Source organism: Corallococcus sp. BB11-1 (assembly GCF_026626625.1).
GTDB lineage: Bacteria > Myxococcota > Myxococcia > Myxococcales > Myxococcaceae > Corallococcus > Corallococcus soli.
This window is the reverse complement of record NZ_JAPNJY010000019.1, coordinates 112759-133611: the sequence shown is the minus strand read 5'-3', so window position 1 is coordinate 133611 and position 20853 is coordinate 112759. Positions and strand designations below refer to the sequence as shown.

Sequence of the window (20853 nt, the reverse complement as noted above, 5' to 3'; positions counted from 1 at the left end):
GCCGCCAGGACACGCGATGATGGGAGACCGGGGGCGAAGGCTGTTGCTACCCCTCGCTGGGTGGCCGGTCGACGTGCGCCAGAGGCATATTATTCATGTCCGGGCGCACTTCCATGGGAGGGGCTGTCGCGTCACCGCGAGCTGGGAGCGGCTACGGGCAGCTCGCGGAAGACGACGTCGCTGACGCCCAGGCGGTGGACTGCCTGCACGAAGCGCTCGGTGACCACGATGTACGTGGTCGCATTCACTGGGCGGAAGGCATCCAGTCCGGTCGGGAGCAGGGTGGCTTCCAAGGCATGTTCGGGCGAAATCCGTACTTCCCGCCATCCGCAGGTCCTGCACCGGGGGCCCTCCAGCACATCCCGCCCGTCCAGGAGTCCAGCGGTGGGAAGCTCCAACTCGTACATGAGAGGGGCTCCAGGGCCGAGCCCTTGAAGCTCCGCGCGGACCGGGCTTCCTACATGGATGCCCTCCCGCTCGAGCCGGGTGAGGGCATCTTCCCTGACCAGCAGGTCCCATCCCTCCTGGGTGGTCAGCGGACCGAAAGCTCCCTGGGACGTGCCACGAAGGGGGCCCAATTGCATGCCCGGCTCGGGCGTGATGCCTTGTGGAAGTCGTGGGGCCAGCCCCTGCACGAGGGGCGGGAAGGTGTCGTAGGGCACGACCCGGGGCTCACGCAGCAGTGCTTGTCGAGGCAGGTCGGACAGGTCAACGGAGGGAAACGCCTGTTGCCCGCTCCAGGTTTCCCCGCAGGTCGAACATTCGACGCCGGGCAGTGTCCAGGTGTGTTCCGCCACGAAGTGGCCCGTCCAGTGTCGTGGGAGGTCCGGCCGGAGGATGTCGACCTCGTAGAAACGCATGGGACTCAGCCCTCGTTCACGGGCACGGGCCCGAGGTCGATGCTCTGCCAGTAGGTCATCGTCAAACCGAAGAGACCGTACTTCTGGATCAGCAGCGAGGCATGTTCGAAATGAGCGGGTTTGCTGGCGGTGCCTCGGGTTGTTCGTCGGAACTGCCGCCATTCCTCGTTCCAGGGCGCACCATTCGCATCACGATGGATGCGCTTGTGGAGTTCGGCGTCGATCGCGATGACGTAGTCGTGGACGTGGATGCCCTTGGATTGGAAATAGGGCTTCAGCGCCTGGGGGAAGATGTGGTGCCGCTCCTTGGGACGTGACGCCCATTCCTCCATGGCGCGCCGCCGCTTCAGCTCGCTCGGAAGAGGCTCCTTCGGATGCCAGCGGAAGACAGGGACAGGCAGTGATTTTCCGGGAAGGTCCTGTGCACTGCCCCAGTTGCGCCGCGCGGTCCCTCGTGGCGCGATGAACACAGGAGCACCGCCGCGGGTGCGCACGATGCTGCCCGGGGCGACGGCATCGCATCGATAGAGACCGCAAACGCCGCCCTCGCAGAGAGGGGCGAGGCAGGGGCCCTCGGGGGCATCCTCGCAGTCCTGCGCCTCCGCTGCTTGCCACTCCGTGGACGGCGCTGTGGAGTGAGAGGCCGTGTCGGCCGCGCAGCCATGGAGCATCGCGACGAGCAGCAGCAAACAAGGGCGCATGCGGTCTTCACCTTGAAGCAGGAATGGGGCGAGGGCCTCCTCTGCTCCCAACGCATGCCTTGTGCAAGAGGGCTGACTGAAAGGCTTCCCAGGATGAGGCAGGAAGATGGAAATGGGGAGCCCATCCCTGGCGTAGAAGGGGCCTCATGCTCAGCCTGCGCAATCTGGTGAAGGTGTACCCGGGGCCGGTGACGGCCCTTCGCGGCGTGGACCTGGACGTGCCCCAGGGGATGTTCGGGTTGCTGGGCCCCAACGGCGCGGGCAAGTCCACGCTGATGAAGATCCTCGCCGGCCTGCTGGAGCCCACCTCCGGTGAGGTGACGCTGGACGGCCTGGACCTGGTGCGCCACCCGGAGGCCCTGCGCCCCCACCTGGGCTACCTGCCGCAGGAGTTCGGCTTCTACCCGTACCTCTCCGGCCAGGACATGCTGCGCTACCTGCTGGAACTCAAGGGCGTCACCGCGCCCCAGGGCCTGAAGGCGCTGTGCGCGCAGTTGCTGGAGCGCGTGAACCTCACGTTCGCGGCGAAGCGCAAGGTGAAGGAGTACTCGGGCGGCATGCGGCAGCGGTTGGGCATCGCCCAGGCCCTGGCGGGCAATCCCAGGCTCATCATCGTGGATGAGCCCACCGCGGGCCTGGACCCGGAGGAGCGCCAGCGCTTCTACCGGCTGCTGGCCGAGATCGCCCATGAGCGCACGGTGCTCCTGTCCACGCACATCGTGGAGGACGTGGCCATGCTCTGCCCGCGCTTCGCCGTCATCCGCCAGGGCCGCGTGGTCGCCATCACCCGCCCCAGCGAGGCCAAGGCCGCCCTCCACGACACCCTCTACGAAGGCACCGTCCCCCCCGCCGACATGGCCGCCTTCCAGCACGCCCACCGCGTCACCCAGGCCGTGCTCTTCGAGGGCCGCAACCGCGTGCGCATCCACGCCCCGGCGGGCGTGCCCGTGCCCCCCGGCTTCGAGCGCACCCCGCCCACGCTGGAGGACGCGTACCTGCTCCTGATGAAGGACGCGCCCGGGCCCGAGGCGCAGGCCCCGGCTCCGGCTCCGGCTCCGGCGGTGGGCGCATGAACCCGTCCAGGCTGGCCCGCGTGGCGCGCACGGAGTGGCGCCACCAGGTGCGGCGCCCGCTGTTCTGGGTGCTGCTGGTGCTGCTGGTGCTCGTGACGTGGGGCGTGTCGTCCGGCAGCGTCACCATCTCCTCGGGCAGCTCGGAGGTGGGCGGCAAGAAGGCGTGGCTGACGAGCGAGTTCGCCGTCGCGCAGACGGTCCTGCTCCTCACCTTCCTGCTGTTCACCTTCTTCGTGTCGGTGGGCGCGGGCATGTCGGTCATCTCCGACGACGAGGCCCGGGTGCAGCCGCTCCTGCACACCACGCCGCTGACGCCCGCCGAGTACGTGTGGGGCAAGTTCCTCGCGGTGCTGGGCGCGTACGTGCTGGCGCTCGGGGCGCTGATGGGGCTGCTCGTCTTCTTCCACCACGTCGTGCCCGCGGGCGAGTCCGCGGAGTTCCGGGGGCCCTTCGCCCTGCGCCACTACGTGCTCCCCGCGCTGGCGTTCGGCCTGCCGCTGCTCGTCTTCATGGCGGGGGCCGCCTTCGCCGTGGGTGAGCGCACGCGCCGCGCGGTGCCGGTGTACTTCCTGCCGGTGGGCCTGTTCTTCCTCTGCGCCTTCTTCCTGTGGGAGTGGTCCCCCGGCGGGTTGGATCCGCGCGTGAACCGGCTCCTGATGGCGGTGGATCCGGCAGGCTTCCGTTGGCTCACGGAGACGTGGATCAAGGTGGACCGGGGCGTGGACTTCTACAACACGCAGCCGGTGGGACTGGACGCGCTCTTCGTCGCCAGCCGGTGCGTGTTCATGGGCCTGGGCCTGGGCGCGGTGGCGTGGAGCGAGCGCCACTTCCGCCGCGTGCTCCGGGGCGAGGTGCGGGTGCGCCCCTCGCGAGCCGCCCGGAACCGCTTGGTCGAGCCGCCCCCCGCGCAGGTGGCGCTGTCGCACGCGGAGGCCCCGCTGTCCGCGCTGGGCATGGGCGTGAGGCCGCCGGGCTTCTGGGCCGGGCTGGCGACGGTGGCGCGGGCGGAGGCGCGGGGCCTGCTGTCACAGCCGGGGCTCGTCCTGTTCCTGCCGCTGCTGCTGATGCAGCTGGTGTCCCAGGCCGCCACGGCGGTGGGCCCCTTCGACACGGAGCTGTTGCTGGTGCCGGGGCGCTTCGCGGTGCGCTCGATGAACGCGGCGTCGGTGCTCGTGTGTCTGTTGTTGATGTTCTACGTGGTGGAGTCGCTGGAGCGGGAGCGGGCGAGCGGCTTCTCGCCCATTCACGACGCGCTGCCGGTGCGGACCCTGTCGGTGCTCCTGGGCAAGGCGCTGGCGAACGGGCTCGTCGCGGTGGTGCTGCTGGGCCTCATGGGGCTCGCCGGCACGCTGGTGCAGGTGTCGCAGGGCACCGTGCCCCTGTCGCTGACGCCCTACGCCGTCGTGTGGGGCCTCTTGCTGCTGCCCACGTTCGTCCTGTGGACGGCCTTCATCCTGGCCGCGCGCGCGGTGACGGGGGGCCGCTTCGGCACGTACGCGCTCGCGCTGGGCGCGCTGGGCCTCACGGGCTTCCTGGCCGTGCGCGACGACCTCACCTGGGTGACGAACTGGCCGCTGTGGGACGCGGTGCGGTGGAGCGACCTGGGCGCCTTCCAGGTGGACCGCGCCGCGCTGGTGCTCAACCGGGTGGCGGCGCTGGGCGTGGCGGGCTTCTTCGTCGCGCTGGCGGTGCGCCTGGACGGCCGGCGCGCGCGGGACGCCGTGACGACGCTGGAGGGGCTGCGGCCCTCGGGGCTCGCGCGGGGCGCGTGGCGGCTGGCGCCGTACCTGGTGGTGCCCGTGGTGGCGCTGGGGTGGCTGGGCGTGCTCGTGGGGCAGGGCCACCAGGGGGCGGCGGCGAAGAAGCGCGCGAAGCAGTACTGGCAGAAGAACCTGGCGACGTGGAAGGACGCGCCGCAGCCCATGCTGGCGGACGTGGACCTGGACGTGGACCTGGAGCCCGCGGCGGGGGCCTTCCGCATGAAGGGCACGTACACGCTGGTGAACCGGCAGGACGCGCCGCTCGCGCGCTTCGCCCTCAGCGGGGGCGATGCGTGGACGGACGTGCGCTGGACGCTGGAGGGCCGGGACGTGACGCCGGAGGACCGCGCCGGCCTGTATGTCTTCACGCCGTCCGCGCCGCTGAAGCCGGGAGACTTGGTGAAGGTGGGCTTCCAGTACCAGGGCCGCGTGCCGGACGGCGTGTCCCGCGCGGGCGGCGCGCTCAAGGAGTTCATCCTGCCCTCGGGCGTGGTGCTCACGAGCGAGGAGGCCACGTTCGCGCCGGTGGTGGGCTACCAGGAGGAGCGGGGCGTGGAGCCCCGGGAGAACCGCTACGAGCCGCGCGTGTACCCGGACGACTTCCACGAGGGGCGCACGGAGGCCGCCTGGGGCAGCGGCCTGCCGTTCCCCTTCCGGATCCGCCTCTCCGGGCCGGAGGCCTACACGCTCAACTCCGTGGGCGTGCGGGAGAGCGACACGGTGGAGGACGGGCGCCGCACCACGGTGTGGCGGAGCGACCACCCGGTGAGCTTCTTCAACGTCATCGCCGGGCGGTGGACGCGGGTGGATGCCGGAGGCACGTCGGTGTTCCACCACCCGGAGCATGGCTACAACGTGCAGGAGATGTCGCGGGGGCTGGAGGCCTCGCGCCGGTACTACTCGGAGTGGTTCCACCCGTTCCCGTGGAAGGAGCTGAAGCTGTCGGAGTTCGCCGGCCTGGACGACTATGCGCAGGGCTTCCCCACGGACATCACGTTCTCGGAGTCCATCGGGTTCCTCACGCGCGCGACGCCGGAGTCGAACGCGGTGCTGCTCGTCACCGCGCACGAGGCCGCGCACCAGTGGTGGGGCAACCTGCTCATCCCGGGCAAGGGGCCGGGCGGCAACGTGCTGTCGGAGGGGCTGTCGCACTACTCGGCGCTGAAGCTCATCGAACAGTTGGACGGGCCGCGGGCGCGCGAGCAGAACGCGCGGCGGATGGAGGAGCGCTACGCGAAGGACCGGCGCGTGGACGGAGAGCAGCCGCTGGTGAAGCTGGACGGCTCGCGCGAGGGCGACACCGTGGTCCTCTACGAGAAGGGCGGCTGGACGTTCTGGATGCTGGAGGACCTGATGGGCCGGCCCGCGATGCACGCGGGGCTCCAGGCCTTCCTCCAGCGCTACATGAACAACGAGGACCACCCGGTGCTGCAGGACTTCCTCGCGGTGATGCGCCCCTTCGCGCCGGACGCGGCGGCCTTCGACGCGTTCACCCGTCAGGCCTTCTTCCAGGTGGTGGTGCCCGAGTACCGCGTCACCGGGGCGACGGTGACGAAGGAGGGCGCGCGGTGGATCACCACGGCGATGGTGACGAACGTGGGCAGCGGCCGAATGCCGGTGGAGGTGGCGGTGGTGAAGGGCCAGCGTCCCGCTTCGGCCGTGGCGCGGACGGCACCGGCCCCTGACTTCCACGAAGCGCGGGTGCGGGTGGCCCCGCTCGCGGGGGAGGGGACACGGGTGACGGTGCGCTCGGACTTCGCGCCGGAGCGGCTGGTGGTGGATCCGGACGTGCGCGTGCTCCAGCTCCGCCGCGAACAGGCCCTGGCCCCGCTCACGGCGCCGTGACGCGATGACAGCGGCGGGGCTCGCGCCGTGGACCCGATGTCACGGCGCGGGACGTCTTGACGGTTGCCTGCCCCGGGGAGGGGATGGCACATGCCTTGCGATAGGGCCTCGCGAGGGGCCGGCTTCATGAAGGGGATTCTGCACATGGTGGCGATGCGGACGTGGGGGCTGTTGCTGTCGTTGGTGTCGACGCCGGTGTTCGCGCAGGAGGGCATCACGACGGGGTCGTTCCCCGTGGCGCGGCGCAACGTGGTGTCGCTGTCGCTGCCGCTGGAGGGGATGTATCCCCAACTGGCCATCGAGGGGGAGCGCGTGGTGGGGGAGCACGTCTCCGTGAGCCTGGGCGTGTTCGGGTCCTTCGAGCACGGCCGGCAGCGGCTGGATGATCCTCCGCCCACCGGGTACGAAGGGCAGGACAGCACGCGGTACCGGTTGGGACTGGCGCCGGCGGTGCGCTTCTACCTGACGGGCCCCGCGCCCCAGGGCGTCTGGGTGTCACCGCGCCTGGAGCTGAGCTACGGGGGGGATGACACCGACCAGGTGGGGGACCTCCCTCCGGGCGGAGGCTTCTCGCTCTTCGCACGGGAGTCGGAGGTCTGGTCCCTGGGGGGACTGGCGCTGGTGGGCTACAGCGTGGTGCTGGAGTCCGGCTTCACCGTGCAGGCCGGCGTGGGGCTGGGCGCGCGGCGTGAAGCCCTGTCCTACGACACGGCCGGGCTGCTGTCGGGCGGGGGGGAGACTCCCGTCGAGAGGGCCCATCAGACGACCTGGATCTTCACCCAGCGCGTCCTCGTCAACCTGGGCTGGGCCTTCTAGGGCTCGCGAGGCTGCGCGCTCACGGTCCACGGCGTGCGGGAAGTGTCCACGAGCAGCAGCTGGAGGTCCCAGGCTCCTGGCGTGGCGCCCGGCAGGTCGGTGGCGACGGCGAAGACGCGCGTGTCCGGCCGGGGCGTGACGTTGAAGGTCGCGCGCGGCGCCCGGTTGGCATCGTCGGAGGGCACCACGCCCAGCGTCACGGTGCCGCCGGACGGCAGGGGCAGGCCATCCGGCGCGGTGGCGCTGGCGAAGGGCACGCCGAGGAAGGGGGCGTCGGCCAGCACGCGGCGCTCCGAGCCCAGCGGGCCCACGTCCACGGTGGGCGTGTCCGACGCAGCGTGCACCCAGCGCAGGCGCAGGTTGGTGGGGTCGTTCGCGAAGCGCTCCGTGAGGGACAGCAGCGTGAACGCGTGCGCGGAAGGCATGGTCGGCGTGAGGTAGCCCGAGGCGACCATCAGGTAGCGCTCGCCCGGGACGAGCACGGGCGTGGTGGCCGACGCCACCGGCGCGACCGACGGGCGGGTGGTGCCCGGGGTGCTGGCGAAGAAGTCGAGCGCGTAGGTTCCCGGCGGCACCTGGAGCGGGCGGGACAGCGCGCCCTGGGGCAGGGCGTGGGTCAGCTCGCGGTCGCTGGCGAAGAGGTCCAGCGGCGGCGCGTCCGGGGACGCGTTCAGCACGTACAGCGTGGGGTTCTGCCGGAGGATGGCCAGGGTGCCGTCGCGGCCGGCGGTGAGCAGCGAGAAGCTGTCGCCCGCGCGCGCGGGTTCGGCCCAGAGGCCGGTGAGGACGAGCAGCGTGTCGGTGCCCGAGCCGAGCGCGGGCACGGTGAAGGACGTCAGCACCCGGTCCGTGCCGCCGGTGAGGAGCCCCACCTGGAGCGCGGCGCCGGAGGGCACCACCAGCGCTTCGTCTCCGGAGTTCTGGAAGCGCGACAGGGACGCCACCTCCACCGAGCCGTCCTGGCCCAGGTCGACGCCCACGTCCCGCACGTCGGAGCCCGCGTGGACGATGCGCACGCGGGACTGGCCCTGGTCCGCGGGCACGGGGTTGTCGCGCAAGAGCACCGTGCGCAGCGCCGCTTCGGAGTCCGAGGCCTGGAGCTGGCCAGCGGCCACCACCGTCCAGCGCGTCCCGGCCTCCAGGCGCACCTGCGTGGAGGCCACGGGCTGCGAATCCGGAGCCGCGCCCGTGGGCCGCAGCTCCACCGTCACGTCCGCGGGCTCGCGCGTGAGATAGGGCGTGGTGGTGCCATAGGCCACGGCGCGGGCCAGGGGCGTGGCGTCACCGGCGACGTAGAGGTCCATCGCGGGCGCGCCCGGCGCGGCCTGAACGATGCGGAGCTGCGCGGTGGTGGGCGGGACGATGACCGGCCCGTCCTGGACGGGCTGCGAGTCGGGGTCCTCCGCCGCGCCGCCTCCGCACGCGGGCGCGAGCAGGCCCAGCGACGTGAGCGCGACGACGAGCAGTGTCTTTCCCCGCATCCAGGCCATGTCGAAGTCCCCTCCTCGGCGGGCCGCGGACGCGACACGACACCGATATCGACGAAGGTTAGGGTGGGACCCCTCCCACACGGGGGCTACCCCCCGGAGGCAGGGACTGTCGGCGCCCGACGTTGTGCACCGGCGCACGTCGCAACCCGTGGGCATCAGGGGACTTCACGCCGGACGCCCCGGCGCGGTGCCGGGCCGCGGGCTCGGAAGTTGGCCTGGAGGCGGCTCGGCGCTGGCCCGGAAGTGGGATCGCCACGCCTGCCCGGTCGCCGCATGGCGCCACGCCGTGTTCACTGCGTGGCAGGGGAGGCGCGACGCGGCCCGGGACGCGCGGTGGGAACGTCACGCGTCGATGTCGGGGAACGCGACGGCGCTGGTAGGGTCGGCGGCACCATGACCTTCGCGTCCCTTCCGCTCCTCGTGACCCTGCTCACGGCGCAGACGCCCGCGCCGACGAAGCCCCCGCCCGCGCCTGCTTCCACGAAGGCGCCGTCCGCCGTCGCCGGCATCGCGCCCCTGCCCGGCCGGCCCAACCTGTGGGCGAGCGGCGTGCCGGCGGTGCCGCCCGCGCTGGCCCAGCGCGTCCAGCAGTACCTGGAGTCCCGCTCCGCGCAGCTGCTGGACGTGAGCGACGACGGGCAGCAGGTGCTCATCTCCACGCGCTTCGCGGACGTCAGCCAGCTGCACCTGGTGGAGATGCCGCTGGGCGCACGCACGCAGCTCACCTTCACGAAGGAGCCCATCAACCGGGCACGCTTCATGCCGGGCAACCCTCGGGTGGTGTTCTACCTGCAGGACACGGGCGGCGGAGAGTTCTTCCAGGTGTTCAAGCTGGACCGGGGCACGGGACGTTCGGAGCTGCTGACGGACGGCAAGAGCCGGCACCAGGAGCTGCTGGTGTCGCGGGACGGGCGCTGGCTCGCGTACGCGGGCACGGGGCGCAACGGCAAGGACACCGACGTGTACGTGGCGCCCACGGCGGATCCCCGTCAGGCGAAGCGGGTGACGGAGGCGGAGGGGAGCTGGGGGCCGGTGGACTTCTCGCGCGACGGCTCGAAGCTGCTGGTGCGGCAGTACCGCGCGGCGGACGACGCGGACCTGAGCGTGGTGGACCTGAAGACGAACGCGCGCACGCAGCTCACGCCCAAGGAGGGCAAGGGCAGCGTGCGGGCCGCGCTCTTCACGCACGACGGGCAGGGCGTGTACGTGGCGACGGACCGCTACAGCGACTTCGCGGAGCTGTACCGGCTGCCGCTCACGGGCGCGCTCCCCGCCGCGCCCGTGTCGCTGACGAAGTCGGTGCGCTGGAACGTGGAGCGCCTGGAGCTGTCCGCGGACGGGCGGAAGCTGGCGATGGGCGTCAACGAAGAGGGCTATGGCCGGCTGTACCTGCTGGACACGCGCACGCAGGCGCTGTCCCCGGTGGAGACGCCGAAGGGCGTGATGGGCGAGCTGCGCTTCCCCGCGAAGCGGTCCGACCGGGTGGCGTTCTCGCTGACGTCGGCGCGGGTGCCGCTGGACGTCTTCACCGTGGACCTGGGCACGAAGAAGACGACGCGCTGGACGCGCTCGGAGGTGGGCGGGCTGGACCCGGAGACGTTCGTGGAGCCGGAGCTGGTGCGCTACCCGTCCACGGACGGCGTGAAGGTGCCGGCGTTCCTGTACCGGCCGAAGAACGCGAAGGGGAAGGTGCCCGTGGTGGTGGTGTTCCACGGCGGGCCGGAGGGGCAGAGCGTGCCGGGCTTCAGCTCGCAGACGCAGCTGATGGCGGCGGAGCTGGGGCTGGCGGTGCTGTTGCCCAACGTGCGGGGCTCGGAGGGGTACGGCAAGGCCTACCGGGCCATGGATGACGGCGTGAAGCGGGAGCAGAGCCTGGCGGACATCGGGGCCACGCTGGACTTCATCGCGTCGCGGCCGGAGCTGGATGCGTCGCGGGTGGGCGTCTACGGCGGGTCCTACGGCGGCTACCTGACGCTGGCCACGGCGGCGTTCTTCCCGGAGCGCATCAAGGCGGCGGTGGACGTGGTGGGCATCTCCTCGCTGCCGTCGTTCCTGCGCAACACGCAGGCGTACCGGCGGGACCTGCGGCGCGCGGAGTACGGCGACGAGCGCGACCCGGCGGTGCTCCAGGTGCAGGAGCGCATCTCGCCGCTGGGGTCGGTGAAGCGCATCCAGGCGGCGCTCTTCGTGCAGCAGGGCGCGAACGACCCGCGCGTGCCGCAGTCGGAGGCGGAGCAGATCGTCCAGGCGGTGGCAGGGAAGGGCTCGGACGTCTGGTACCTGCTGGCCACGGACGAGGGCCACGGGTTCCAGAAGAAGGCCAACCGGGACCTGGCCCAGACGACGGCGCTGATGTTCCTGGAGAAGCACCTGCTGCGCCCGGCGACCGGGCAGGGGGGCGGGGCGGGAGGCATGTAGCCCTCGGCGCGCAGCGAATTCCGGCGCGGCGGGTGTGGCCGCGCCGGGGGCGTTACACATTGTGGATTCATGACCACGTGGGCCCGGGAGGGCCTGGGAGGACATCGTCCATGAAGCGCGGGGCTGGGTCGTTGCGTCGGGGAGTGCTGGGCCTGGGCGTGCTCGCGGGGCTCGCGGGGCTCGGAGGGGCGGTCGCGGCGGAACCGCGGGAGGCGATCTCCGTGCGCCTCCCGATGGCCGGGTACGACCTGCTGATGAGGGAAGGGGATGTCACGGGGCTCGCGTTCCAGTTGTCCCGCCTGCCAGGGGAGCTGCGTGGCCGGGTGGGGGACGTGACGGTGGCGTTGCGGCTGAAGGATGGGCAGGTGAAGGGGACCCTCGGCAGCTCTCCGGTGAACCTGGACGTGAAGAAGGAAGGCGACGTGCTGAACGCGAAGGGCGGCTTCTGGGGCCGCCCCGTCACGCTGAAGCTGTCGCCGCAGGAGCTGACGGTCTACGTGCGCGACTGCACCTACCGCTTGAAGGCGACGGAGCCGGGCCGGACCTACGAGGGTCGGCGCAGCTGTGATGCCTCCCTGCGGCCTCCCTCGGTCGTGTCGCTGCCGGACATGTTCCTCGCGGCCTCGCCGGAGGAGCAGGCGTCCCTGCTGCTCCTGGCGCTGTAGGGCTCCGCGCGGGTTCGGGCGCGTGGAGGCGCGTCCGCCGCGCGATTCACGCGGGTCCGACCGATATGTCCTCCACCGGGAGCGTTACACCGTGTCGAAGCAGGTGACACGGGGCCCCTGGGGGGGCCGGGAGGACAGGGTTCATGAAGCGCTACAGCCAGTCATTGCATCGGGTTCTGGGAGTCCTGGCGCTGCTCACGGGACTTGGAGGGGCCGCCGTGGCGGCCCCGGCAAGCGCGCTGTCCTTCCGCATCTCGCAGTTCCAGTTCAACCTGCTGATGACCCAGGACAACGTGACGGGCCCTGCGTTCCAGGTGTCCCGGCTGCCAGGGCAGCTGCGGGGACGGGTGGCGGATGCTCCCGTGAGCTTGAAGCTGGGAGCGCAGCAGGTGAAGGGCAACATCGGCGCTTCCGTGGTGAACCTGGACGTGACGAAGGAGGGCGACGTGCTGAAGGCGAAGGGGGGCTTCCGGAGCCGCCCCGTCACGCTGACGCTGTCGCCGCAGGAGTTGACGATGTACGTGAGCGATTGCACGTACCGGCTGAAGGCGACGGAGCCGGGCCGCACCTACGAGGGCCGGCGCAGCTGTGACCGCGCGCTGACGCCACCCACGGAGATCTCGTTGCCGGGGGCGTTCTTCGCGGCCTCGCCCGAGGAGCAGGCGGCCCTGTTGCTCCTGGCGCTGTAGCTTCCCGGGTAGGTTCGGGGCGCGATGCGGCTCCCTGGAGGGAGGATGGCGAAGTCGTGGTACCGGATGCTGCCGGTGCTGGGGCTGTTGGGGGGGCTGGGGCTGTCGGCGTGCGCGAGCGATGGCGTCTTCGACCTGGACGAGGGTGGGGCGTCCCTGGAGGGGCTGGCGTCAGGGGATGACCCCCCGGCCGAACGCGCGGGGCTGGGCTTCACGTCGGAGGGCGCGTTGGAGCGCGCCGGTTCCGTGGGAGGGGAGCATGCCCGGCAGGCCGAAGCGGACCGGGTGGTGCGCGAGCTGTGGGCGGTCGTGGGGGCGCAGGGCGTCCCAGGCGAGACGTGGACCTTCGACTACCAGGCGCACGGAGGCGCGCTGACGCTGTTGTCCTTCCGTCGCACGGTGGTGGGACGCGGGCCCGGCACGCCCGTGGACTGGAAGGGGTTCTCCCAGGAACTGGCGCGGAGCCTGTCCACGCTGACGGGGGTGAAGAACCGACGCCTGCGCTTCACCCTGGCGCGGGACCTGGAGCGATGGCGCGTCGACCTGCAGGTGGTGCCCGGGCGGGTCGCGGAGCAGGCGCGGACGGTCCCGGAGTCGTTGCCTGGCACCACCGAACCCATGCTGTCCGATGCCTTGAAGGTGGCCGGACAACTGCTTCCCGTCCCGGAGGTCCCCTGGGAGGGGAGGGTGCGTCAGCAGGCGAGGGTGCACTTCGACGGCGTGCGGCTGCTCCGGGAGAGTGAACCCGGGCGCTTCGAGCTGCAGGAGGGCGCAGGGCGAAGGCGTGTCCGCGTGAAGGGGGATCCGCGCATGCCGCTGGTCCAGGCGTTGCTGCCCTTTGGGAACGCGGTGGGACGCCGCACGGTCGAGGTGGAGCTGGAGGGGCAGCACGCGCGCGGCGAAGCCGGGGCGACCTGGCGGGTGGTGGCGGCGAAGACGCTCGAGCCCCCGGAGCCACCCGAGGCGATGGAGGACATCGCGAAGGAGTACCGCGCGATGCACGAGGACATCCTGCGCCACTGGCGGCAGGAGGTGGGGGACAGCGCACGGCTCGCGGGGGCGTGGTCGTTCGAACAGCTCGCGTACTGGTACGTGGGGGGCTTCATCGCGAGGGGGACGCTCGGGATGTTCGAGTCCGTGGCGCCCACGGTGGTGGCGGTGGTGGGCAGGGGTGGAGCGAAGGCGGCGCAGTGGTTCCGCACGGTGCTGATCCGCACGCCGCCCGGGGAGCGCGAGGCCCTTCAGCGCCTCTGGATGAAGGCGGAGGCGGAAGGGGTGGCCGCGCTGGGTGTGGCGGAGAGGGCCGAGCTCCAGCGCATCCTCTCCCTGCTGGAGGACTCACTCCATGCGCCGCTTGACCGACAGGCGAAGAAGCGTCTGCGGCAATGGGCACGTCGTGAGTACTTCGAAACGCTGAACCCCCGGCTGGCGAAGGAGCTGGGGCCGCTGCGGATGGAGAACTACGAAATCCACCACCGCATCCCCTTGGAGTATGCGCGCTTGTTTCCGCGCATGGACATCAACCAGGGCACGAACCTGGCCGCCGTCGAACGGACGGTCCACAGGAGCATCAACCGGATCTGGGAGTCCGTGGGCCCCGAGGCCCGGCGGTTGAACAGCAAGCAGGTGGAAGAAATCTCCCGACTGATCGATCAGCACTACGGTTCATGGTTCCATCGCGTCCATGTGCCAACGGAATCCGCTTCGAGGCTCGCGGCCTCGGAGCAGAATGCGCTCCGTGCGGTGAAGACGTTGCTGGAGCGGTGAAGGAGCTCGGATGGAGTCATCCCTCAAGGGCCTCGAACGACTGATGGCGCTGTGCCGCGAATACGGGCTGCCGCTGCGAGAGGGCCTTCCCGTGGTGGAGGACTGGACGTCCCGGGAGCTGTTTCCGGGACAGCCCGTGGATCCCCTGCTTGCGGCCGTCCTCAAGCGGGTGGGCGATGCGAGGCTGGCGGAAGTCGCACTGCACGGGTTTGAAGGCGAGTACGGGCTTGTGGCCACCAATGGGATGCTCCGGGAGCGAGGAGACGCCCCGTTCCCGTCGTGCCTCGTGTTTGGTCGTGTTCCGAGTCTGGCCTATCGGTTCGCGCTCGTGCCCGGGCTCGCGGATGCACGGGGACTGCAACCCGTGGTCTTCATCGATGACCACCTCGACAAGGAAGTCCTGCCCGTCGCATCGAATCTCGACCGCTTCTTTGAAGCCTACGCGCGAAGCATCGAGCACTTCGCTGGCGGAAGACGCCTCGGCCCGGACCCCTGGAACGACCTGGACTTTCCGCGCTTCGCGCCCGAACGTGTCGCGGAGGACCGCCCGCTCGTGGACCTGATGCGCGCGGGGCGCTTCGATGGGCTCGTGACACAGGACGAGGAGAGCCAGCGATGGATGCGGCAGGTGCTCGCGGCGGGCCCAGGATGATGAACCCCCGGGGCACCCGGTGAACCCGCGCAGGCTCTGCCTCCTCATCGTCCTGCTCGCGGGCGTGTTCACGGTGGGCACGGCGACCTGGCTCGCGTGGCCGGGGCCGGACCTCACCGCCCAGGCCGACCTGTCCCGGCGGCCCGTCCAACTGGACCTCGGAAACCGCGACGCCCCCGACGACGGCTCCGCTGCCCCCGAAGCCCTGCCACCCGGCGCCGTCGTCCTGAGCAATGGCATCCAGCTCTCGAACGTCCCCCCCAACTGCCAGGCCGACGCTCAGGCCTCGCTCGCCTGCCGGGACCTCTGCGACGCGGACGCCGCGTGCCCCGAGGGCGAGGTCTGCGCGCACCGTCCGGACTTCGGCTTCCGCGAATGCCTCCCCCTGAGCCGCTACTGCGACGACGCATCGGACTGCACGGCGGCGGAGACCTGCCACCCCGTGGATCCTTCCGCGTCCGGGCGGAGCCTTGGCCGCTGCACCCGCCCGGGCACGCTGGGCGCCGGAGCGCGGTGCCCGGGGTTCTCCTCGACGCCGGAGGACACCTGCGCGCCGGGGCTCCTCTGCGTCCACGAGCACTGCGGCCCGCCCTGCGACGTGCACACCCCGGACGCCTGCGCCGCCGGCACCGAGTGCGCCCCCAACCGCTTCCGCGTGCGCGGCGCCTGCGTCCCCAGTTGCCGCGACCGCCCCTGCGCCGCCGGCCAGCGCTGTGAGACGGACTTCCCGGGCGACGTGCCCATCTGCCGCCCCTTCGTGGGCCAGGCCTGCATGGACGACGCGCCCTGCGCCGCGAACGAGGACTGTCTGCGCGGCTTCCTGGAGCCCAGCCTCGAAACCCAGGCCTTCGAGTGTCGCGAGCTCTGCACGAACCAGGCTCCCTGCACCCGGGGCCTCACCTGCGACCTGACCAGCGGCTACTGCGTCCAGCCCTGCACCCGGGACAGTGACTGCGCCGCCCCCCAGCGCTGTCACGTCCTCCACCCCCGGTCCCCCCAGCGCGGCTGCGGCCTCATCGCCGAGGGCCTCCCTTCGCTCCTCGACGACTGAGGCCCCTGGGGCTCACCCGCGCGGCAGCTCCACGCGGAACGTGGAGCCCTCGCCCAGGACGCTGTCCACCTCGATGTGGCCGCCCATCGCCTCGACGATCTGCCGGGCGATCCACAGCCCCAGCCCGAAGCCGCCGTAGTTGCGCTCGGACACCGCGCGCTCGAAGCGGTGGAACAGCCGCGGCAGGTGCTCCCGCGCGATGCCGATGCCGCCGTCCTTCACCCGCAGCCGCGCCGTGCCCGCCTCCACCTCCAGCTCCACGCGCACCGGGTTGCCCCGGCCGTACTTCAGCGCATTGGACATCAGGTTCGTGAGCACTTGATCCAACCGCAGCCGGTCCCACTGGCCTCGCGCCTCCGGCGCCAGGGTCAGCTCCAGCGGCGTGCCCGAGCGCGTGAACTCCGGCTCGAAGCGCTCCGCCACCTCCCGCACCAGCGTGCCCAGCTCCAGCGGCTCCAGCACCAGCTCCAGCTTGCCCGCGCTCAGGCGCGACACGTCCAGCAGGTCGTTCACCAGCAGCGTCTGCCGCTTCACCTGCCGGTCCACCCGCTCCAGGCCCCGCCGCAGGCGCTCCGGGTCGAACTGCGTGCCCGCCCGCGCCAGCCCCGCCATCAGGCTCTGCACCTGGAGCTGGAGCGCGCTGATGGGCGTCTTCAGCTCATGGCTCGCGATGGAGAGGAACTCCTCGCGCAGGCGGATGGCCTGCCGCGCGTCCCGGTGGAGGCTCGCGTTGTCCAGCGCCAGCGCCGCCCGCCGCGCCAGCTCCTGCGCCAGCGACTGGTCCTGCGCGTCGTACGCCCGCTTGGACGTGACGAACGTCAGCGCCCCCAGCGTGTGCCCCCGCACCCGCAGCGGCACGCACAGGTACGCGAACGTGCCGCCCGCGCGCGCGCTCGTCGGGTCCGCGTCCGACAGCCCGGAGCGCGTCTCCGGCCTCCCGGACTGGATGACCCGCGTCACCACCGCCAGCCCCGGCGGCGGCACCTCGCCGGGCTCGCCCCCGCCCGCCGTGGCCACGCACCGCACCCCGCCGGACTCGTCCTCCAGGAACACGCCGCACGTCTCCGCGTACGCCGGCACCGCCAGGTGCGCCACGCGCTCCAGCGTCTCCTCTTCCTCCAGGCTCCCCGCCAGCACCCCGCCGGCCTCCGCCAGGAAGCGCTGCGCCGCCTCCCCCCGCTGCCGCTCGGTGATGTCCACCATCATGCTCAGGCACTGCGGCGGCCCGCTCGCCGGGTGCACCCGACCCGTCCACACCGCCAACTGCACCGCGCTGCCGTCCCGCCTGCGCCCCGCCATGGGCGCGCCATCCAGCACCGTGCCCCGCGTGGCGCGCTCCAGGCTGTGCCGGAACGCATCCCAGTGCTCCGGCGGCACCGACGGCAGCACCCGGCCCAGCACCTCCTCCGCCGTCCACCCCAGCATCCGCTCCGCGGCCGGATTCCACAGCCGCACCGTGCCGTCCGGATCCAACAGCATGATGGCCGCGGGGCTCGCCTGGATGATGGCCTCCAGCGTCTGGTGCGCCTCCCGCAGCGCCGCCCGGGCCCGCTGCTCCTGCTCCAGCAGCCGCGCCCGCGACAGCGCCTGCGCCGCGTGGTGCGCCACCAGTTGGAGGAAGGCCCGCTCGTCGTCGTCGAACCCGTGCGGCACGTTGAACGCGAACACCAGCACCCCCAGCGCGCGGCCGTCCGCCACCAGGGGCAGGCACGCCGAGGACGGGGCCGGCTTCGCGGACCCTTCCAGCGCGTCCTCCGTCTCCAGCCACACCGGCCGCAGCTCCCGCAGGCAGTGGGCCGCCGGCGCCTCCCCGGGGAGGGGCGCCCGCCGCAGCCGCTCCTCCGCGTCCGGGGTGCAGCCCGCGCAGCGCAGCAGGGTGACGCGCGCGGTGTCCGGCTCCACCAGCCACAGGCCCCCGCCCGTCGCGTCCGCCACCGCCAGCCCCTGCTCCAGCACCACCTCCGCCACGCGCGCGGCGGTGAGCGCCTCCGACAGCTCGGCGGTGACGTGCTGGAGCCGCGCGAGCCTCCCGGCCGCCACCTCCGCCGCCTGCCGCGCCTGCCGCTCCGCCGCGTACGCCCGCGCCACGTCCAGCGCCAGCGCCGCCCGGTCCGCCAGCTCCTGCAACAACAGCTGCTCGCCCGGATCGAAGGGTTCGAAGGGTTCGCAGGCGCCCGGCGGCTCCATGGGCCGGGGCTCCGTCGCGTCCCGCCACACCGTCAGCGTCCCCATGGCGCGGCCCCGCGCCCTCAGCGGCAGCACCAGCACCGCCTCCACCCCCTGCGCCTCCCCCGTCTCCAGCACCTCCGCCGCCACGCCCTCGTCCGCGCGCATCCGCTGGGAGATGAGCGCCTGGAAGCGCGCCCGCGACTCCGGCAGCGCCGACGCCGACGCCACCGTGCGCAGCCACAGCCCGTCCTCCGACAACAGCCGCAGCGCGCACGCCGTCCCCAGCAGGGGCACCACCAGCCCGCACAGCCGCTCCATCACCGCGGGCGGCTCCAGCGACGCATCCGCCAACACCCGCGAGGCCTCGGCCAGAAGCGCCAGCCGCTCCTCTATCTCCGGAGCATGCGCCCCGAAGTGCCGCACCTCGCCCAGCCTGCTGGTCGCCACCATCGTCATGCCATCCCCCCGCTGCCACTCCATCGAAACACGCTTGAACCCGTAACGCTGGAGGTCCCAGGTCCCGCCATCCCCGCTTTCACGGATGCTGGACACCCCAAACCCCGGAACCGTTGGTGGCGCGCACGGGCCTCGTTCCCAGGAACGCCGCCCCGGGGGGCAGGAGGTGGGGCGCGCACATGGGAACACCTTGGAGGGATTGGAAAGCGGGGACGTGGCGCGGCTTCGGTTGCGGCGGCCCGGCGTTCGGCTAAAGCGGGGCCCGTGAACGCACCCTCGGATTCGACGGCCCCTTCTTCGGAGGGGCCGGATTCCCCCAAACGCATCGCGATGCTGGCACTGGGCGCGGTGGGCATCGTCTACGGAGACATTGGCACCAGCCCGCTGTACGCGCTGCGCGAGTGCTTCAGCGGCACCCACGGCGTCCCCCCGACGCCGGCCAACGTGCTGGGCGTGCTGTCGCTCATCGTCTGGTCGCTCATCATCGTCGTGTCGGTGAAGTACCTGCTGTTCGTGATGCGCGCGGACAACCGGGGCGAGGGCGGCATCCTGGCGCTGATGGCGCTGGCCATGCAGCGGCCCCGGGGGCAGTCGCACCGCGCGCGGCCGGTGCTCATCACCCTGGGCCTCTTCGGCGCGGCCCTCATCTATGGCGACGGCGTCATCACCCCGGCCATCTCCGTGCTGAGCGCGGTGGAGGGCCTGAGCGTGGCCACCCCCGTCTTCAAGCCCTACGTCATCCCCATCTCGCTCGTCATCCTGGCGTTCCTGTTCCTCGTGCAGCGCAAGGGCACGGCGGGCATCGGCACCGTGTTCGGCCCGCTCATGTGCGTGTGGTTCCTGGTCCTGGCGGTGCTGGGCGTGAAGGAGCTGGTGCACAACCCCGCGGTGCTCTGGTCGCTGTCGCCCGCGCACGGCGTGACCTTCTTCATGGACAACGGGGTGCACGGCTTCCTGGTGCTGGGCGCCGTCATCCTGGTGGTGACGGGCGGCGAAGCGCTCTACGCGGACATGGGCCACTTCGGCGCGGGGCCCATCCGGCGCGCCTGGTTCATGCTGGTGCTGCCGGCGCTGCTGCTCAACTACCTGGGGCAGGGCGCGCTGCTCCTGCGCAACGCGGAGGCCGCCCGGAACCCCTTCTTCCTGCTGGCCCCGGACTGGGCCCTGTACCCGCTGGTCGCCCTGTCCACGGCCGCCGCGGTGATTGCCTCGCAGGCGCTCATCTCCGGCTCCTTCTCCACCACCCGGCAGGCGATGCAGCTGGGCTACTGCCCGCGCATGGAGGTCGTGCACACGTCCGCGGAGGAGATGGGGCAGATCTACCTGCCCGGCCTCAACACCGCGCTGCTGGTGGGCGTGGTGGCGCTGGTGCTGGGCTTCGGCTCCTCCGGCCGGCTGGCGGCCGCGTACGGCATCGCGGTGACGACGACCATGTGCATCACCACGGTGCTGGCCTACGTGGTGGCCCGCGAGCGCTGGGGTGTCCGCCGCGCCGTGGCGCTGCCCATCGCGGGCGTGTTCATGCTGGTGGACCTGGCCTTCTTCGGCGCCAACGCCACGAAGATCGCCGACGGAGGCTGGTTCCCGCTGCTGCTGGCCGTCTGCGTCTTCACCCTGATGACGACGTGGAAGCGCGGGCGCGACATCCTCGCGGCCAAGCTGCGCGCGGCGAGCATCAGCCTCAAGGACCTGCTGGGCAGCTTCGGGGACCACCCGCCGGTGCGCGTGCCCGGCACCGCCATCTTCATGACGGGCAACCCGGAGGGCACCCCGCCCGCGCTCCTGCACAACCTCAAGCACAACAAGGTGCTGCACGAGCAGGTGGTGCTGCTCACCATCATCCCGGAGGAGATCCCCCACGTCGCGGGCGTGGAGCGCGTGGAGGTGGAGCCCCTGGAGCAGGGCTTCGTGCGCGTCGTCGCCCGCTACGGCTTCATGGAGAACCCCAGCATCCCGGACGTCCTCAAGCGCTGCCGGGAGAAGGGCCTCCAGTTCCAGCTCATGGGCACCAGCTTCTTCCTGGGCCGCGAGACCCTCATCCCCACCAAGAAGCGCGCCATGGCCGGCTGGCGCGAGGCCCTCTTCTCCTGGATGAGCCGCAACGCCCGCAGCGCCACCGCCTACTTCCGCATCCCGCCCAACCGCGTGGTGGAGCTGGGAAGTCAGGTGGAGCTATAGCCGCCGCTCCCGGGGCCCGGCCCGGGAGTTCCGGCACCCCGGAACCTGACGCACAAAGACTTCACCGGGCGAAAAGAGAATCTTCTCCGGACTTCACGCGGCGTCATTTCTTCCCACAAGGCCTCTTCCACGCTACAAGCCCCTGGAATCATTGGGATTGCGGGGGCAGCCCTGGGGTCGGGACGACCCTCTGAATGTGGACATTGGCTCGAATCGAGGGGTTTACGTCCACGCTCGGCTGCTCCATCTTGCCCCGCCGACGT

At 71.7% G+C, this 20853-nt stretch carries 14 protein-coding genes; 10 read left to right on the top strand and 4 right to left on the bottom strand.

All coding sequences use genetic code 11. From position 1 onward, the window contains the following. Positions 1-131: 131 nt before the first annotated feature. Both OV207_RS15615 and OV207_RS15610 read right to left on the bottom strand, forming a co-directional pair. A complete protein-coding gene (locus OV207_RS15615; RefSeq protein ID WP_267556005.1) occupies positions 132-860 on the bottom strand; it encodes a double-CXXCG motif protein in 729 nt (242 codons plus the stop codon). A gap of 5 nt (positions 861-865) precedes the next feature. After that, positions 866-1549, bottom strand: a complete 684-nt coding sequence (locus OV207_RS15610) for a TIGR02269 family lipoprotein (RefSeq protein ID WP_267556004.1) — start codon at positions 1547-1549, stop codon at positions 866-868. 158 nt (positions 1550-1707) lie between these two features. Between OV207_RS15610 and OV207_RS15605 the strand changes: the two genes are divergently transcribed. From OV207_RS15605 to OV207_RS15595, 3 genes are all read left to right on the top strand, one after another. Continuing rightward, complete coding sequence (locus OV207_RS15605) at positions 1708-2634, top strand: ABC transporter ATP-binding protein (protein ID WP_267556003.1); 927 nt, start codon at positions 1708-1710, stop codon at positions 2632-2634. Then, a complete protein-coding gene (locus OV207_RS15600) occupies positions 2631-6239 on the top strand; it encodes a M1 family aminopeptidase (RefSeq protein WP_267556002.1) in 3609 nt (1202 codons plus the stop codon). Before OV207_RS15605 ends, OV207_RS15600 begins: the two co-directional genes overlap by 4 nt. A 126-nt stretch (positions 6240-6365) precedes the next feature. Beyond that, positions 6366-7055, top strand: coding sequence for a hypothetical protein (locus tag OV207_RS15595; RefSeq protein ID WP_267556001.1), 690 nt, complete (start codon positions 6366-6368; stop codon positions 7053-7055). Here OV207_RS15595 and OV207_RS15590 read toward each other — a convergent pair. Next, positions 7052-8545 carry a DUF4397 domain-containing protein gene (locus OV207_RS15590; RefSeq protein ID WP_267556000.1) on the bottom strand — a complete coding sequence of 498 codons (1494 nt, stop codon included), beginning with the start codon at positions 8543-8545 and terminating at the stop codon, positions 7052-7054. The two genes, OV207_RS15595 and OV207_RS15590, sit on opposite strands and share 4 nt — an antisense overlap. Positions 8546-8938: 393 nt before the next feature. On the opposite strand from OV207_RS15590, the gene OV207_RS15585 reads away from it, so the two are divergent. The 6 genes from OV207_RS15585 (at position 8939) to OV207_RS15560 (ending at position 15787) form a co-directional block, all read left to right on the top strand. Beyond that, positions 8939-10963: an alpha/beta fold hydrolase gene (locus OV207_RS15585; RefSeq protein ID WP_267555999.1), complete on the top strand. Its 2025-nt coding sequence runs from the start codon at positions 8939-8941 to the stop codon at positions 10961-10963. 110 nt (positions 10964-11073) lie between these two features. Continuing rightward, the gene (locus OV207_RS15580; protein ID WP_267555998.1) at positions 11074-11628 is read left to right on the top strand and encodes a hypothetical protein; all 555 of its coding nucleotides are present in this window, start codon (positions 11074-11076) and stop codon (positions 11626-11628) included. A gap of 218 nt (positions 11629-11846) precedes the next feature. Then, positions 11847-12317, top strand: coding sequence for a hypothetical protein (locus OV207_RS15575; RefSeq protein ID WP_267555997.1), 471 nt, complete (start codon positions 11847-11849; stop codon positions 12315-12317). A 45-nt stretch (positions 12318-12362) separates the two neighbouring features. After that, the gene (locus OV207_RS15570; RefSeq protein ID WP_267555996.1) at positions 12363-14084 is read left to right on the top strand and encodes a hypothetical protein; all 1722 of its coding nucleotides are present in this window, start codon (positions 12363-12365) and stop codon (positions 14082-14084) included. 10 nt (positions 14085-14094) lie between these two features. After that, a complete protein-coding gene (locus OV207_RS15565; protein ID WP_267555995.1) occupies positions 14095-14736 on the top strand; it encodes a hypothetical protein in 642 nt (213 codons plus the stop codon). Positions 14737-14755: 19 nt separating this feature from the next. Further along, entirely contained in the window at positions 14756-15787 is a 1032-nt protein-coding gene (locus tag OV207_RS15560) for a hypothetical protein (protein ID WP_267555994.1), read from the top strand. Between the two features lie 12 nt (positions 15788-15799). Here OV207_RS15560 and OV207_RS15555 read toward each other — a convergent pair whose 3' ends face one another. Then, positions 15800-18412, bottom strand: coding sequence for a GAF domain-containing protein (locus tag OV207_RS15555; RefSeq protein WP_193349789.1), 2613 nt, complete (start codon positions 18410-18412; stop codon positions 15800-15802). 330 nt (positions 18413-18742) lie between these two features. Here OV207_RS15555 and OV207_RS15550 point away from each other — a divergent pair, with 330 nt between their 5' ends. Next, positions 18743-20590, top strand: a complete 1848-nt coding sequence (locus tag OV207_RS15550) for a potassium transporter Kup (RefSeq protein WP_193350035.1) — start codon at positions 18743-18745, stop codon at positions 20588-20590. Positions 20591-20853: the final 263 nt, after the last annotated feature.